General features: G+C 53.1%; 17 protein-coding genes. 9 read left to right on the top strand and 8 right to left on the bottom strand.

What is annotated here, in order from left to right; genetic code table 11:
- Positions 1–242: 242 nt before the first annotated feature.
- The 5 genes from frdA (at position 243) to E2L00_RS08420 (ending at position 4,324) form a co-directional block, all read left to right on the top strand.
- Entirely contained in the window at positions 243–2,033 is a 1,791-nt protein-coding gene (gene frdA, locus E2L00_RS08440) for a fumarate reductase (quinol) flavoprotein subunit (protein WP_167609794.1), read from the top strand.
- A gap of 4 nt (positions 2,034–2,037) precedes the next feature.
- The gene (locus E2L00_RS08435; protein WP_420808844.1) at positions 2,038–2,763 is read left to right on the top strand and encodes a succinate dehydrogenase/fumarate reductase iron-sulfur subunit; all 726 of its coding nucleotides are present in this window, start codon (positions 2,038–2,040) and stop codon (positions 2,761–2,763) included.
- 10 nt (positions 2,764–2,773) lie between these two features.
- Positions 2,774–3,169 carry a fumarate reductase subunit FrdC gene (frdC, locus tag E2L00_RS08430; RefSeq protein WP_167609788.1) on the top strand — a complete coding sequence of 132 codons (396 nt, stop codon included), beginning with the start codon at positions 2,774–2,776 and terminating at the stop codon, positions 3,167–3,169.
- A gap of 10 nt (positions 3,170–3,179) precedes the next feature.
- Positions 3,180–3,539 (top strand): fumarate reductase subunit FrdD, encoded by a 360-nt coding sequence (gene frdD, locus E2L00_RS08425; RefSeq protein WP_167609785.1) that lies wholly within the window; start codon positions 3,180–3,182, stop codon positions 3,537–3,539.
- Between the two features lie 254 nt (positions 3,540–3,793).
- A complete protein-coding gene (locus tag E2L00_RS08420) occupies positions 3,794–4,324 on the top strand; it encodes a lipocalin family protein (protein ID WP_167609782.1) in 531 nt (176 codons plus the stop codon).
- Here E2L00_RS08420 and sugE read toward each other — a convergent pair.
- Positions 4,321–4,638 carry a quaternary ammonium compound efflux SMR transporter SugE gene (gene sugE, locus E2L00_RS08415; protein WP_167609779.1) on the bottom strand — a complete coding sequence of 106 codons (318 nt, stop codon included), beginning with the start codon at positions 4,636–4,638 and terminating at the stop codon, positions 4,321–4,323. The genes E2L00_RS08420 and sugE overlap by 4 nt on opposite strands.
- Positions 4,639–4,941: 303 nt before the next feature.
- On the opposite strand from sugE, the gene E2L00_RS08410 reads away from it, so the two are divergent.
- Positions 4,942–5,538 (top strand): LuxR C-terminal-related transcriptional regulator, encoded by a 597-nt coding sequence (locus tag E2L00_RS08410; protein WP_167609776.1) that lies wholly within the window; start codon positions 4,942–4,944, stop codon positions 5,536–5,538.
- A gap of 39 nt (positions 5,539–5,577) precedes the next feature.
- Here E2L00_RS08410 and ecnB read toward each other — a convergent pair whose 3' ends face one another.
- The 3 genes from ecnB to efp all read right to left on the bottom strand — a co-directional run bounded on the left by ecnB (position 5,578) and on the right by efp (position 6,616).
- Positions 5,578–5,724: a lipoprotein toxin entericidin B gene (gene ecnB, locus E2L00_RS08405; protein ID WP_167609773.1), complete on the bottom strand. Its 147-nt coding sequence runs from the start codon at positions 5,722–5,724 to the stop codon at positions 5,578–5,580.
- Between the two features lie 102 nt (positions 5,725–5,826).
- Positions 5,827–5,961 (bottom strand): entericidin A/B family lipoprotein, encoded by a 135-nt coding sequence (locus tag E2L00_RS08400; RefSeq protein WP_167609770.1) that lies wholly within the window; start codon positions 5,959–5,961, stop codon positions 5,827–5,829.
- Positions 5,962–6,049: 88 nt separating this feature from the next.
- Positions 6,050–6,616, bottom strand: a complete 567-nt coding sequence (efp, locus tag E2L00_RS08395) for an elongation factor P (protein WP_167609767.1) — start codon at positions 6,614–6,616, stop codon at positions 6,050–6,052.
- 40 nt (positions 6,617–6,656) lie between these two features.
- Here efp and epmB point away from each other — a divergent pair, with 40 nt between their 5' ends.
- Positions 6,657–7,685, top strand: coding sequence for an EF-P beta-lysylation protein EpmB (epmB, locus tag E2L00_RS08390; protein WP_167609764.1), 1,029 nt, complete (start codon positions 6,657–6,659; stop codon positions 7,683–7,685).
- A 44-nt stretch (positions 7,686–7,729) separates the two neighbouring features.
- Here the strand turns inward: epmB and E2L00_RS08385 are convergent, their stop codons facing one another.
- The 4 genes from E2L00_RS08385 to E2L00_RS08370 all read right to left on the bottom strand — a co-directional run bounded on the left by E2L00_RS08385 (position 7,730) and on the right by E2L00_RS08370 (position 10,846).
- Entirely contained in the window at positions 7,730–8,083 is a 354-nt protein-coding gene (locus tag E2L00_RS08385) for a DUF4156 domain-containing protein (RefSeq protein WP_167609761.1), read from the bottom strand.
- Between the two features lie 141 nt (positions 8,084–8,224).
- Positions 8,225–9,871, bottom strand: coding sequence for a chaperonin GroEL (gene groL / locus E2L00_RS08380; RefSeq protein ID WP_167609758.1), 1,647 nt, complete (start codon positions 9,869–9,871; stop codon positions 8,225–8,227).
- 48 nt (positions 9,872–9,919) lie between these two features.
- Positions 9,920–10,213, bottom strand: coding sequence for a co-chaperone GroES (locus E2L00_RS08375; RefSeq protein ID WP_043081801.1), 294 nt, complete (start codon positions 10,211–10,213; stop codon positions 9,920–9,922).
- A gap of 135 nt (positions 10,214–10,348) precedes the next feature.
- Positions 10,349–10,846, bottom strand: coding sequence for an FxsA family protein (locus E2L00_RS08370; RefSeq protein ID WP_167609755.1), 498 nt, complete (start codon positions 10,844–10,846; stop codon positions 10,349–10,351).
- A gap of 344 nt (positions 10,847–11,190) precedes the next feature.
- On the opposite strand from E2L00_RS08370, the gene aspA reads away from it, so the two are divergent.
- Entirely contained in the window at positions 11,191–12,627 is a 1,437-nt protein-coding gene (gene aspA, locus E2L00_RS08365; RefSeq protein WP_167609752.1) for an aspartate ammonia-lyase, read from the top strand.
- A 119-nt stretch (positions 12,628–12,746) separates the two neighbouring features.
- Entirely contained in the window at positions 12,747–14,048 is a 1,302-nt protein-coding gene (locus tag E2L00_RS08360) for an anaerobic C4-dicarboxylate transporter (RefSeq protein WP_167609749.1), read from the top strand.
- Positions 14,049–14,105 lie beyond the last annotated feature (57 nt).

The raw sequence follows: 14,105 nt of genomic DNA, 5'->3' as shown, positions 1-14,105 counted from the left end.
ATGCTAAAACCTTGCGCATAAACGGCCATCGTTTCGTGATGTGACTCATTACTCCAGGTAATTAATTGCGGCGCAGAGCAGCAAAAAATCGACCGCATCAAATTTCCTTAAAATCCCTCCGGGTATAATCCGTTACCCACAAAGGAGCAGGGAAAAATTCTTTCGCAATAGCCCCTACCGTTTCAGTGGACCACCTTTGGTGAAATAAGCATTGCGAAATAACTAAAAACTGGAGGAATGTCGTGCAAATCTTTCAAGCCGATCTTGCCATTATTGGCGCTGGCGGAGCGGGATTACGAGCGGCCATTGCGGCAGCCCAGGCCAATCCACAGGCCAAAATCGCTCTGATTTCCAAAGTCTATCCTATGCGTAGCCATACGGTAGCCGCAGAAGGTGGTTCTGCCGCCGTCGCGCAGGATCACGACAGTTTTGCGTACCATTTCCACGACACGGTTGCCGGCGGCGACTGGCTATGCGAGCAGGACGTGGTGGATTACTTCGTGCATCAATGCCCAACTGAAATGACGCAGCTTGAACAGTGGGGCTGTCCGTGGAGCCGCCGTGCGGATGGTTCGGTCAACGTGCGTCGCTTCGGCGGCATGAAAATCGAGCGAACCTGGTTTGCCGCAGACAAAACCGGCTTCCATATGCTCCACACGCTTTTCCAGACCTCATTACAGTTCCCACAAATCCAACGCTTCGATGAGCATTTCGTTCTCGATATTTTGGTAGACGACGGCCAGGCTCGCGGCCTGGTTGCCATGAACATGATGGAAGGCTCGCTGGTGCAAATCCGCGCTAACGCAGTCGTGATGGCAACCGGCGGCGCGGGGCGCGTTTATCGCTATAACACCAACGGCGGCATCGTCACCGGCGACGGTATGGGCATGGCGTTAAGCCATGGCGTGCCGCTGCGCGATATGGAGTTTGTTCAGTATCACCCAACCGGCCTCCCCGGCTCCGGCATTTTGATGACGGAAGGCTGTCGCGGTGAAGGCGGCATTCTGGTGAATAAAGATGGCTATCGCTATTTGCAGGATTACGGCATGGGGCCAGAAACCCCGCTGGGCGAACCGAAGAATAAGTACATGGAACTGGGGCCGCGCGACAAAGTTTCCCAGGCCTTCTGGCACGAATGGCGTGCTGGCCGCACTATTCCTGGGCCACGCGGCGATGTGGTTTATCTCGATTTGCGCCATCTCGGCGAGAAAAAACTCCTCGAACGGCTGCCTTTTATCTGCGAGCTGGCCAAAGCTTACGTTGGCGTTGATCCGGTCAAAGAGCCGATTCCGGTACGTCCAACGGCGCACTACACGATGGGCGGTATCGAAACCGACGTCCGGTGCGAAACGCGGATCAAAGGGCTGTTTGCGGTGGGCGAGTGTTCTTCCGTGGGACTGCACGGCGCGAACCGTTTAGGCTCCAATTCGCTGGCAGAACTGGTGGTCTTTGGTCGCCTGGCGGGCGAACAGGCCATGCAGCGAGCCAATGGTGCACGGCCTGCGAACGATGCGGCGCTGCACGCCCAGGCGGCGGATGTAGAAAGCCGCCTGCAGCAGCTGGTGAATCAGGAAGGTAACGAAAACTGGTCGAAAATCCGCGACGAAATGGGCCTCGCCATGGAAGAAGGCTGCGGCATTTATCGCACGTCGGAGCTGATGCAGAAAACCATCGATAAGCTGGCGGAGCTGCAGGAACGCTTTAAGCGCGTGCGTATTACCGACAGCTCCAGCGTGTTTAACACCGACCTGCTCTACACCATCGAGCTGGGCCACGGACTGAACGTTGCGGAATGCATGGCGCACTCGGCCATGGCGCGTAAGGAGTCTCGTGGAGCGCACCAGCGCCTGGACGAAGGCTGCGCCGAACGCGACGACGTCAACTTCCTGAAGCACACTCTCGCCTTCCGCGATGCCGACGGCAACACGCGTCTGGACTACAGCGAAGTGAAAATCACCACCCTACCGCCGGCAAAACGCGTCTACGGTGCGGAAGCAGAAGCGGCCGATAAGAAGGAGGCGACGAATGGCTGATGTAATGAAAACCCTGGCGATTGAAGTGGTGCGCTACAACCCGGAAACGGACAGCGAACCGCACAGCGTCATTTATGAAGTTCCTTACGATGAGCAAACCTCGCTGCTGGATGCGCTGGGTTACATTAAGGACAATCTGGCGCCGGATCTGAGCTATCGCTGGTCGTGTCGTATGGCGATTTGCGGCTCCTGCGGCATGATGGTTAACCGCGTGCCAAAGCTGGCCTGCAAAACTTTCCTGCGCGAATACGTCCAGGGCATGAAGGTTGAGGCGCTGGCGAACTTCCCCATCGAGCGCGATCTGGTGGTCGATATGACCCACTTTATCGAAAGCCTGGAAGCGATTAAGCCGTACATCATCGGCAATCCACGCACGCCGGAGCAGGGTCCGAACCTCCAGACGCCCGCACAGATGGCGAAATACCACCAGTTCTCCGGCTGCATCAACTGCGGCCTGTGCTACGCGGCCTGCCCGCAGTTCGGTTTGAATCCTGAGTTTATTGGCCCGGCGGCGATTACGCTTGCTCACCGCTACAACCTGGACAGCCGCGATCGTGGCAAAAAGCAGCGTATGGCGCAGCTAAACGGCCAGAACGGCGTCTGGACCTGTACTTTCGTGGGCTATTGCTCAGAAGTCTGTCCAAAACACGTCGACCCGGCCGCCGCTATCCAGCAGGGCAAAGTCGAAAGCTCGAAAGACTTTTTGCTAGCCACCCTGAAACCACGCTAAGGAGTGCACAATGACCACGAAACGTAAGCCATACGTCCGGAAAATGGCACCCACCTGGTGGCAGAAGCTGGGCTTTTACCGTTTTTATATGCTGCGTGAAGGCACCTCGGTGCCAACCGTCTGGTTCAGCATCCTGCTGATCTTTGGGCTGTTTGCCCTGAAAGGCGGGCCGGAAAGCTGGGAGAATTTTGTCGGCTTCCTGCGCAACCCGATTGTGGCGATCCTGAATGTGATAACTCTTGCCGCCGCGCTGCTGCACACCAAAACCTGGTTTGAGCTGGCACCGAAGGCCGCTAACTTTATCGTCAAGGGTGAAAAAATGGGGCCAGCGCCGGTGATTAAAGGGCTGTGGGCGGTAACCGCGGTTGTCACGGTCGTTATTCTGTTTGTTGCTCTGTTCTGGTAAGGAGGACGTTATGATCAATCCCAATCCGAAGCGCTCCGACGAGCCGGTATTCTGGGGTCTGTTTGGGGCTGGCGGCATGTGGGGAGCGATTATCGCTCCCGTTATCGTACTACTGGTGGGCATTATGCTGCCGCTCGGCCTGTTTCCCGGTGACGCGCTGGGCTATGACCGGGTTTATGCCTTCGCGCACAGCCTGATTGGCCGCCTGTTCATCTTCCTGATGATTGTGCTGCCGCTGTGGTGCGGTCTGCACCGCATTCATCACGCCATGCACGATCTGAAGATCCAGGTGCCTTCCGGCAAATGGGTGTTCTACGGGCTTGCAGCGATACTGACCGTAGTGACGTTTATCGGGGCTTGTGCCCTTTAAGCGCACAAGTCATCTCAAATGTCTGCCACCGGCAGGCATTTGAGACCGGTGACAAATCTCGTAACTTAAGAAGTTCAGAAAGATATCATCCTAAAATTAATAGCAAAATCAATTGATTGATTTTCGGCAGATAACCACAAAGAAGGAAAAACCACGCTTTTTCCTTCTGTGTCAGCAACCTGAAATGCCTGCCGCCGGCGGGCATTTTTCCCGGCACAATCTACACTTAGCAAAAAGCTGCTAAGGAATAAGCTATGCGCATCTGGCCGATAGTCTCTGCTGTAACGGTGGCGTTTTTGGTTGTTGCCTGTAGTTCCCCCGCCCCGCCGCCGAACGTGACGGTGGTAAATCATTTCGATACCAAACGCTATCTTGGGCAGTGGTATGAAATTGCCCGTTTTGACCACAAATTTGAACGCGGCCTGCAAAAGGTCACGGCGACCTACAGCCTGATGGACGATGGCGGCCTACGGGTGGTGAATCGCGGATTTAACCCTGACCGCAAGATGTGGCAGCAAAGCATCGGTAAGGCTTATTTCACCGGTTCGACGGACCGTGCGGCGCTGAAAGTTTCTTTCTTCGGCCCGTTCTATGGCGGTTATAACATCATTGCGCTCGACAAAGATTATCGACACGCGCTGGTGTGCGGGCCGAACCGTGATTATCTGTGGATCCTCTCCCGCACGCCGACAATCACCGATGAAGTAAAACAGCAAATGCTGGAAACCGCGACCCGCCAGGGCTTCCCGGTTGAGAAGCTCCTGTGGATCAAACAAGCGGGCTAATGGGTGCTGAGCTTCAGCCCGATAATACCGATAACAATCAAAGCCAGGCTCGCCAGACGGGCCGGGCTTGCTGATTCCCCTAATAGCAGAATACCGGCTGTGGCCGCACCCACGGCGCCAATCCCCGTCCAGACGGCGTAAGCGGTGCCGCCAGGCAGCGTTTTCATCGCCCAGGACAGCAGCGCCACGCTGGCCACCATCGCCACAAGAGTCATCACGCTCGGCCACAGGCGGCTAAAACCCTGCGTGTATTTCAGCCCTACGGCCCAAACCACTTCCAGCAGACCGGCAATAACAAGAATAAACCAGGACATAATAGCTCCATTAAAGGGGCCGTCCCCGTTGAAAAAGAAGCGGCTACGGGTCGTCCCGCAGCGCTGGTGTAAAGACAGGTAGTGTATCACTTAGAAAAAGGCAAAACAGAGCAAGAGAATTTTCCCGTCGCAGAAGGCGGCACGCCAGCTTTCCAGCGCTTTCATCTAAAAAAGCTAAGCCTGGAAATAGCCTGGATTTGTTGCGCAGTTCAGCAATTCACTTTGCTTAAAAAATTTATATGATTAAAACGTTTCCCTGGGATCCTGGAAAGGCTGTAATAATGAAATTCGCGAACGTTAAAAATGTATAAAATATTACTGGTTGACCGGTGTTACTATAGCCTTCTGGGTCTTAGAAAGTTAATTAACAAAAATAATACTTTTTGTATCGCCGATACCGATAATTTGCTTATCGCCCGCGAAAAAATCATACAGTGGCAGCCTAATATGGTTATTGCTGATTTTTCTGGCTTTTCAAACGCGTTGCATAATATTCAACAGCTCTCCGCGATTTATTCTGCCTGTGGTAAATCGACTCGTCTGATGGTAATACAAAGCGGGGATCATCCGCAAATTGAAGCGTATTGCCGGAATCAAGGCACGGAGGACATTTTCAGCAAAACGCTTCCTTTGCCCGAGCTTCATTCCCTTATTGAACAGACGTTAAATACGCGCCCGCCTTTCAGATACCGTCAACAGCATACGGCCTCACTGCTTACTTTACGCGAGGAGCGAGTCTTAAAATTATGGACGGAGGCGGCGAGTAACGAATTGATTGCGAAAATAATGGGTATCAGTCCTAAAACGGTCTATACCTATAAGCGAAATATCCGTATGAAATTAGGGGTTGATAACCGCTTCTCTTTATTTTTATCCAACCCGCTGGAAGCGGCAGAATAACGGTACGGTATCAACTACCGTACCGTCGTGGATTTACGATTAATTCTGTGCTTTTGTTGCTGCACCAGAAATCGCGCTACCGCCATCTGAAATATCTTCACCAACACCACGCGTTGTATTACAGGCCGTCAGCAATGAGGTGAGCACGACGAGTGAAAAGAACGCTGCAATAGTTTTCTTAATCATGAAATTTTCCTTTTTTGCCCATGTGTTTGTGTATAGCTACTTAAGCATAGCCAAAAAATGGAAAGCTGACGCAGATGGAGAATTTTTTAGGAGTTATGGAGGTTATTTGTGGGTTGCGCGCTCGATTGCGCCGCCGAGATGCTGTAGATCTTCGCCAAAACCACGGGTCGTATTGCATCCGTTCAGAAGCATCGCCAGAAAAGCGATAAAGAGGAGCTGCTTAGCCAGTCGATTCATCTTCCTTACCTTCTTCCCGGTCTTCTTCCCTGCCTTCAAAAGCTGCGGCGTGATAAGAAAACAAGCCCACGCCGCCAATCTTCACGTATTACTTAACGCGAGAAACGTATTCGCCAGAGCGAGTATCAACTTTGATCACTTCGCCAATCTGTACGAACAACGGAACTTTAACCACCGCGCCGGTAGACAGCCGGGCAGGTTTACCGCCGGTGCCTGCGGTATCGCCTTTCAGACCTGGATCGGTTTCAACAATTTCCAGCTCCACGAAGTTCGGTGGCGTTACCTGGATTGGACGACCGTTCCACAGAGTCACGATGCATTCAGCCTGGTCGAGCAGCCATTTAGCGTTATCGCCAATCGCTTTTTCGTCGGCAGCCAGCTGCTCGAAGGTTTCGTTATTCATGAAGTGGTAGAACTCACCGTCGTTGTACAGGTAAGTCAGGTTCATATCGATAACGTCTGCGCCTTCTGCGGAGTCGGTAGATTTGAAGGTTTTCTCAACGCGGGTGCCGGTCAGCAGGCGACGCATTTTAACGCGTGCAAAGGCCTGGCCTTTACCTGGCTTCACAAACTCGCTGGATTCGACTGCGTAAGGCTCGCCTTCGAACATGATTTTAAGACCGGCACGGAAATCGTTGCTAGAATAAGTCGCCATAAGGCCCTCTGAAATTGTTAACTGGTAGCTTAGCCAAAAAATGGCACACATTGTAACCCTAAATCCCCCCCGCAGAGAAGATTGGTTAACGCAACTTGCCGATGTTATAACCGATCCCGACGAACTGCTGCATATTTTAAATATAAACGCTGACGAAGCCTTGCTGGCAGGGCGTGATGCACGTCGTCTTTTTGCGCTACGAGTGCCACGCGCCTTTGTCGCCCGCATGGAAAAAGGCAATCCGCACGACCCGCTTCTGCGTCAGGTCCTCACCGCAAAGCAGGAGTTTGTAACAGCGCCGGGTTTCAGTACCGACCCTCTGGAAGAACAGCACAGCGTCGTGCCGGGGCTGCTGCATAAGTACCGCAACCGCGCTTTATTGCTGGTGAAAGGTGGCTGCGCCGTGAACTGCCGCTACTGCTTCCGCCGCCATTTCCCGTATGCCGATAATCAGGGCAACAAGCGAAACTGGCAGGCCGCGCTCGCCTACATCAGTGAACATCCCGAGCTGGACGAAATTATTTTCTCCGGCGGCGACCCATTGATGGCCAAAGATCATGAGCTGGAGTGGCTGCTGAGCGAGCTGGAAGCTATCCCGCATATTAAGCGTCTGCGCATTCACAGCCGCCTGCCAATTGTTATACCGGCACGTATCACCGATGCACTGGTCGGGCGCATAGCACGCTCGCGCCTGCAAACGTTGCTGGTCAACCATATCAATCACGCACAGGAAATTGGCGATGAGTTCAGGGCGGCGATGGCGAGCTTGCGCCAGGCGGGCGTTACGCTCCTTAACCAAAGCGTGCTGCTGCGCGGCGTTAACGATAATGCCCAAACGCTGGCGGATTTAAGCAATGCGCTCTTTGATGCGGGAGTGATGCCGTATTATCTGCACGTACTGGATAAAGTGCAGGGCGCGGCGCATTTCATGGTAAGCGACGATGAAGCGAGGAAGATTATGCGCGAGCTGCTGACGCTGGTTTCCGGCTATATGGTGCCGAAGCTTGCCCGTGAGATTGGCGGCGAGCCGAGCAAAACGCCGTTGGATTTGCAGCTGCGTCAGTCATAAAAATATCTGGTGGACGGCGCTAGCGCTTATCCACCAGCAATTAATCAGTTCGGGCACTTATAAACCTGGCCGGTCATTTTACTGGCGGTCGGCGCAAAGCTCGACAGCAGGTTCTGGCTCGGGCTGCTGACGCCATATATCACGTTGCCGCCCATTGCTGCCGCATTATTACGCAGGGCATTTGCCGCACCGCGCATGGAGCCGCCTTCATCGCCGTGCTGCCCGGATAGCCAGTTGCTCTGCTCACCCGTAGCGCTGCCTAACAGTTGGCAGTTGCTGGCCGGCTTATCCTCAACAAAACGAACGCTCTGCCCGGCCGTACTCAGTTCATTGCTGGTACTGCATCCCGCCAGCAGCAACGCTGCCACAGCCATTCCTGCTGAAACTTTTATGCGCATGTTGTTCCCCGTAATCAATGCCGTATTGAATGTAGCGGGCCATCATTGCCCGGTAAGACCTTATACCAGACTGCGACCCAAAAGAAAAAACCCTCAGGCATTTCTGCCTGAGGGTTTCTTTAACACAAGGTGCTAAGGCAATTACATCATGCCGCCCATGCCACCCATGCCGCCCATACCACCAGCAGCACCTAAATCAGGCGCGTCGCTTTTTGGCAGGTCGGTAACCATGCACTCGGTGGTGATCATCAGACCCGCCACGGATGCCGCGTACTGCAGAGCAGAACGGGTTACTTTGGTTGGGTCCAGGATACCCATGTCGATCATGTTGCCGTATTCTTCAGTTGCTGCGTTGTAACCGTAGTTACCGTCGCCCGCTTTCACGGTATTCGCAACAACGGATGGCTCTTCGCCGCAGTTCAGAACGATCTGACGCAGAGGCGCTTCCATCGCGCGCAGCGCAACTTTGATACCCACGTTCTGATCTTCGTTTACGCCGCGCAGTTCGCCCAGTTTAGACGCTACGCGAATCAGCGCAACGCCACCGCCGGCAACCACGCCTTCTTCTACCGCAGCACGGGTCGCGTGCAGGGCATCTTCAACGCGTGCTTTCTTCTCTTTCATTTCAACTTCGGTAGCCGCACCGACTTTGATTACCGCAACGCCGCCTGCCAGTTTCGCCACGCGCTCCTGCAGTTTTTCACGGTCGTAGTCAGAAGTTGCTTCTTCGATCTGCTGACGAATCTGGCTTACACGGCCAGCAATCGCCGCTTCTTCACCGGTACCATCGATGATAGTGGTGGTGTCTTTATTGATAACGATGCGCTTAGCGGAACCCAGATCTTCCAGAGTCGCTTTTTCCAGCTCCATACCGATCTCTTCAGAGATAACGGTACCGCCGGTCAGGATAGCGATATCCTGCAGCATTGCTTTACGACGGTCGCCGAAGCCAGGTGCTTTAACCGCAGCTACTTTCACGATACCGCGCATGGTGTTCACCACCAGGGTTGCCAGCGCTTCGCCTTCAACATCTTCAGCGATGATCAGCAGTGGCTTACCGGCTTTCGCAACGGCTTCCAGCACCGGCAGCATTTCACGGATGTTGGAGATTTTTTTGTCCGCCAGCAGGATGAACGGGCTTTCCAGCTCGATAGAACCGGTTTCTGGCTTGTTGATGAAGTACGGGGACAGGTAGCCGCGGTCAAACTGCATACCTTCTACTACGTCCAGCTCGTCCTGCAGACCGGTGCCTTCTTCAACGGTGATAACGCCTTCTTTGCCTACTTTCTCCATCGCTTCTGCGATCAGTTTACCCACGGTTTCGTCGGAGTTAGCGGAGATAGTACCGACCTGAGCGATAGCTTTAGAGTCGGAGCAAGGTACAGACAGATTTTTCAGTTCTTCAACGGCGGCGATAACAGCTTTGTCGATACCGCGCTTCAGATCCATTGGGTTCATACCCGCCGCAACGGCTTTCAGACCTTCGGTGATGATAGACTGAGCCAGCACGGTTGCGGTGGTAGTACCGTCGCCCGCAGCGTCGTTCGCTTTAGAGGCAACTTCTTTCACCATCTGCGCGCCCATGTTTTCGAACTTGTCTTCCAGCTCGATTTCACGCGCTACGGAAACACCATCTTTAGTGATGGTCGGTGCACCGAAAGATTTATCCAGCACCACGTTACGGCCTTTAGGACCGAGGGTAACTTTCACTGCATCTGCCAGTACGTTTACGCCACGCAGCATTTTCACACGGGCGTCGTTACCGAATTTTACGTCTTTAGCTGCCATTGTTCTTTTCCCTTAAATTCGTATGTTCAGTTTGCGTTTGCGCGCGGATTACGCTTCAACAATTGCCAGGATGTCGCTTTCGGACATGATCAACACTTCTTCATTGTCGATCTTCTCAGACTTCACACCGTAACCATCGTTGAAAATCACGATGTCGCCGACTTTCACGTCCAGCGGTTGCACGTTACCGTTTTCCAGAATGCGGCCTTTACCGACAGCGATGATTTCGCCACGAGTTGATTTACCCGCTGCACTCCCGGTCAGCACGATGCCGCCTGCAGATTTGGATTCAACTTCTTTACGTTTGACGATGACACGATCATGTAATGGACGAATACTCATTGATAGCTCTCCTTTGAGAAAGTCAGTATCAGTTGTTTAGGTAACGCCGGCCCAAATGGGTTATCGGCTGGTGACGAGAGAGATGGGGATGAGCTTTCCCCCCTTCAAGGGGGAAAACAAAAAAATTTCGCATTTTTAACGATTGGGGCGATTGTCGCTATCACGGCGATCGTCGCGGTCTTCAAGCTGCTTAGGGCCATCGTCCTTACGCTGATATTCTCCGTCGAAGGTCTGGCCACCGTCATTGCCCGCGCTAAAACCGCCGCCGGGCGTACGCGAAAAGCGCAAATGCGGCATCAGTTTTAAGGTCAGGTGCTTTTGTACCGGCGGCAGCAACAGCAGCAGGCCGAGCAAATCAGTAAAGAAGCCTGGCAGTAACAGTAAGAAACCGGCCAGCACGATTGAAACGCTTTTGATCATTTCGGCTGCGGGGCTTTCGCCTGCGGCCATCTTCTGCTGCATCAGCATGAAGTTTTTAAAGCCCTGGTTACGCACCAGCGACATACCAATAACCGAGGTGAATATGACCAGCACCAGCGTCAGGAAGACGCCCAGCACATGGGCTACCTGAATAAACAACGAAATCTCGATGTAAACATAGAGAAAAATAGCAATTAACGGTATCCAGCGCACCGTACTCTCCTGTAGTTGGACAACAAGCCCCTTCTGGCGCTTGTGAAAAATGGGTTAGCAATAAAGCATTGCTAACAGATGGCGACGCAATAGCCAAAGATCAATCTAAGCACCAGGTTATTTTTCTGGAAGTTTCCATCTGTTGATCGATATCACATATTAATAATAGTTATGTGATGAGAGTTTTAATAAGTGATCCAGATTGCTGCTTTTCGCTATGATCAGCATATCATCACGGCATGGTGACCGAATATGGGAATAATCGTCGGTCTATTCATCTCACGACCACACATCGTGTGCGTGAAAACGGTGCATTTATTGGCAGCTTGAAAAAGAAGGTTCACATGTTAAATAACATTCGTATCGAAGAAGACTTGTTGGGTACCAGGGAAGTGCCAGCGGATGCCTACTACGGTGTGCATACTCTGAGAGCGATTGAAAACTTCTACATCAGTAACAACAAAATCAGCGATATTCCTGAATTTGTGCGTGGCATGGTGATGGTAAAAAAAGCGGCGGCGATGGCGAACAAGGAGTTGCAAACCATCCCGAAAAGCATCGCCAATACCATTATCCAGGCCTGTGACGAAGTGCTGAATAACGGCAAGTGTATGGACCAGTTCCCGGTAGATGTATACCAGGGCGGCGCGGGCACCTCCGTTAACATGAATACCAACGAAGTGCTTGCCAATATCGGGCTGGAGCTAATGGGCCACCAGAAAGGTGAATACCAGTACCTCAACCCGAACGATCACGTCAACAAATGCCAGTCCACCAACGATGCCTACCCAACCGGTTTCCGCATCGCGGTTTACGCCTCCATCATCAAACTGATTGATGCCATTAACCAACTGGGTGAAGGCTTCCAGCGTAAAGCCGTCGAATTTGAAAACATCCTGAAAATGGGCCGTACCCAGTTGCAGGATGCGGTGCCGATGACGCTGGGGCAGGAATTCCATGCCTTCAACGTCCTGCTAAACGAAGAGACCAAAAACCTGCTGCGTACCGCAGAGCTGCTGCTGGAAGTTAACCTTGGCGCCACGGCAATAGGTACACGCCTGAACACGCCTGAAGGCTACCAGCAGCTTGCCGTGCAAAAACTGGCGGAAGTCAGCAACCTGCCGTGCGTACCGGCCGAAGATCTGATTGAAGCAACGTCTGACTGCGGCGCCTACGTGATGGTTCACAGCTCACTCAAGCGTCTGGCGGTAAAAATGTCGAAGATCTGTAACGACCTTCGCCTGCTTTCCTCCGGGCCGCGCTCGGGCCTGAACGAAATCAATCTGCCAGAACTGCAGGCCGGTTCTTCCATTATGCCAGCCAAAGTGAACCCGGTTGTGCCAGAGGTGGTGAATCAGGTGTGCTTCAAAGTCATCGGTAACGACACTACCGTAACCATGGCCTCCGAAGCGGGACAGCTACAGTTGAACGTGATGGAGCCGGTTATCGGCCAGGCGATGTTTGAATCCATCCACATCCTGACCAACGCCTGCTATAACCTGCTGGAAAAATGCATCAACGGCATTACCGCGAATAAAGAAATCTGTGAAAGCTATGTCTACAACTCAATTGGCATCGTGACCTATCTGAATCCGTTTATTGGGCACCACAACGGCGATATCGTCGGCAAGATTTGTGCGGAAACCGGTAAGAGCGTGCGGGAGGTCGTTCTGGAGCGCGGCCTGCTGACAGAAGCCGAATTAGACGATATATTCTCGATTCATAATCTGATGCACCCGGTCTACAAAGCAAAACGCTATACGGATGAAAACGAACAATGATAATTCCGACCAGCTAGCAAAGCCAAAAGGCACGTCCATCGCGACGTGCCTTTTTCGTTTGGTGCTTACATTCATACAACAACTTATTTTCAACTCATTAAACTTCAAGGAAGCACATTATGTTTGGCGCTGAACTCGTTATCGTCCTGCTGGCGATTTATCTCGGGGCCCGGCTTGGCGGCATAGGCATTGGCTTTGCCGGTGGTCTGGGTGTATTGGTTCTTACTTTACTGTTCCAGATTAAACCCGGGGACATCCCTTTTGACGTCATCGAAATCATCATGGCGGTCATCGCCGCGATTGCCGCTATGCAGGTGGCTGGCGGTATGGATTACCTGGTCAGCCTCGCGGAGCGGCTGCTGCGTCGTCATCCAAAATATATTACCTTTCTCGCCCCGCTCGTCACCTGGTTTATGACCGTTCTGGCAGGCACCGGGCACACGGCGTTTTCCACGCTGCCGGTCATTACCGAGGTGGCAAAAGAGCAGGGAATCCGCCCTTCCCGTCCGCTCTCCATCGCCGTGGTGGCTTCCCAGATAGCTATCACCGCCTCGCCAATTTCTGCGGCCGTCGTTTTCTTTGCGGGACTTATGGAGCCGCTGGGGGTCAGCTACCTGACCCTGCTGTCTATCTGTATTCCGGTTACGCTGGTTGCCGTCATGCTGACCGCAATCGTCTGTAACTTCCTTGGCTGCGAGCTGAAAGACGATCCGGTGTATCAGGAACGGCTTGCCAAAGGCGAAGTGCAACTGCGCGGTAGTCAGGCCTTCAAATTGAAACCGCATGCCAAACGCGCGGTGCTGCTGTTCCTGATAGGTATCGTGGCGGTGATGTTCTACGCCACCGCTATCAGCGATACCGTTGGCCTGATTCAGAACCCGGTGCTGCCGCGTAACGAAGCCATCGTCGTGTTCATGCTGACCATCGCCACGCTTATTTCTCTTACCTGTAAAATCGATACCGGTGAAATTCTCAACGCCAGCACCTTTAAATCCGGCATGAGCGCCTGTGTCTGCGTGCTGGGCGTGGCCTGGCTGGGCGATACCTTCGTCAAAAGCCATATTCAGGATATTCAGGGCTTCGCGGGCGACCTGCTACAAAACTACCCGTGGTTGCTGGCGGTGGTGCTGTTCTTTGCCGCCACCCTGCTTTACTCCCAGGCAGCTACCACCAAGGCGCTGATGCCAGCGGCGCTAATGCTGGGCGTCAGTCCGCTCACCGCTATTGCCTCATTCGCTGCGGTATCGGCGCTCTTCGTTCTGCCAACTTATCCTACGCTTCTGGCAGCGGTAGAAATGGACGACACGGGCTCAACGCGCATCGGTAAATACGTGTTTAACCACGCCTTCTTAATTCCGGGCGTGATTGCCATCACGCTGTGCGTGATCCTCGGCTTTATCGTCGGCGGTCTGGTTCTGTAAATTCTTCAAAACACGGGTCGCTTAGCGGCCCGTTTAGCGTTTTCCTTTCTTCCTCCG

Origin of the sequence: Cedecea colo, assembly GCF_011808225.1 — a bacterium.
Classification (GTDB): domain Bacteria; phylum Pseudomonadota; class Gammaproteobacteria; order Enterobacterales; family Enterobacteriaceae; genus Dryocola; species Dryocola colo.
This window is presented reverse-complemented; position numbering and strand designations above follow the sequence as displayed.

What these genes read in the sequence shown, in the direction of transcription:
- aspA (WP_167609752.1), top strand. Translation starts at nt 11,191, where the DNA reads ATGTTAAATAACATTCGTATCGAAGAAGACTTGTTGGGTACCAGGGAA.
- E2L00_RS08400 (WP_167609770.1), bottom strand. Translation starts at nt 5,961, where the DNA reads ATGAATCGACTGGCTAAGCAGCTCCTCTTTATCGCTTTTCTGGCGATG.
- sugE (WP_167609779.1), bottom strand. Translation starts at nt 4,638, where the DNA reads ATGTCCTGGTTTATTCTTGTTATTGCCGGTCTGCTGGAAGTGGTTTGG.
- groL (WP_167609758.1), bottom strand. Translation starts at nt 9,871, where the DNA reads ATGGCAGCTAAAGACGTAAAATTCGGTAACGACGCCCGTGTGAAAATG.
- E2L00_RS08385 (WP_167609761.1), bottom strand. Translation starts at nt 8,083, where the DNA reads ATGCGCATAAAAGTTTCAGCAGGAATGGCTGTGGCAGCGTTGCTGCTG.
- E2L00_RS08360 (WP_167609749.1), top strand. Translation starts at nt 12,747, where the DNA reads ATGTTTGGCGCTGAACTCGTTATCGTCCTGCTGGCGATTTATCTCGGG.
- frdD (WP_167609785.1), top strand. Translation starts at nt 3,180, where the DNA reads ATGATCAATCCCAATCCGAAGCGCTCCGACGAGCCGGTATTCTGGGGT.
- efp (WP_167609767.1), bottom strand. Translation starts at nt 6,616, where the DNA reads ATGGCGACTTATTCTAGCAACGATTTCCGTGCCGGTCTTAAAATCATG.
- ecnB (WP_167609773.1), bottom strand. Translation starts at nt 5,724, where the DNA reads ATGATTAAGAAAACTATTGCAGCGTTCTTTTCACTCGTCGTGCTCACC.
- E2L00_RS08375 (WP_043081801.1), bottom strand. Translation starts at nt 10,213, where the DNA reads ATGAGTATTCGTCCATTACATGATCGTGTCATCGTCAAACGTAAAGAA.
- frdC (WP_167609788.1), top strand. Translation starts at nt 2,774, where the DNA reads ATGACCACGAAACGTAAGCCATACGTCCGGAAAATGGCACCCACCTGG.
- E2L00_RS08435 (WP_420808844.1), top strand. Translation starts at nt 2,038, where the DNA reads ATGAAAACCCTGGCGATTGAAGTGGTGCGCTACAACCCGGAAACGGAC.
- E2L00_RS08410 (WP_167609776.1), top strand. Translation starts at nt 4,942, where the DNA reads ATGTATAAAATATTACTGGTTGACCGGTGTTACTATAGCCTTCTGGGT.
- epmB (WP_167609764.1), top strand. Translation starts at nt 6,657, where the DNA reads ATGGCACACATTGTAACCCTAAATCCCCCCCGCAGAGAAGATTGGTTA.
- E2L00_RS08420 (WP_167609782.1), top strand. Translation starts at nt 3,794, where the DNA reads ATGCGCATCTGGCCGATAGTCTCTGCTGTAACGGTGGCGTTTTTGGTT.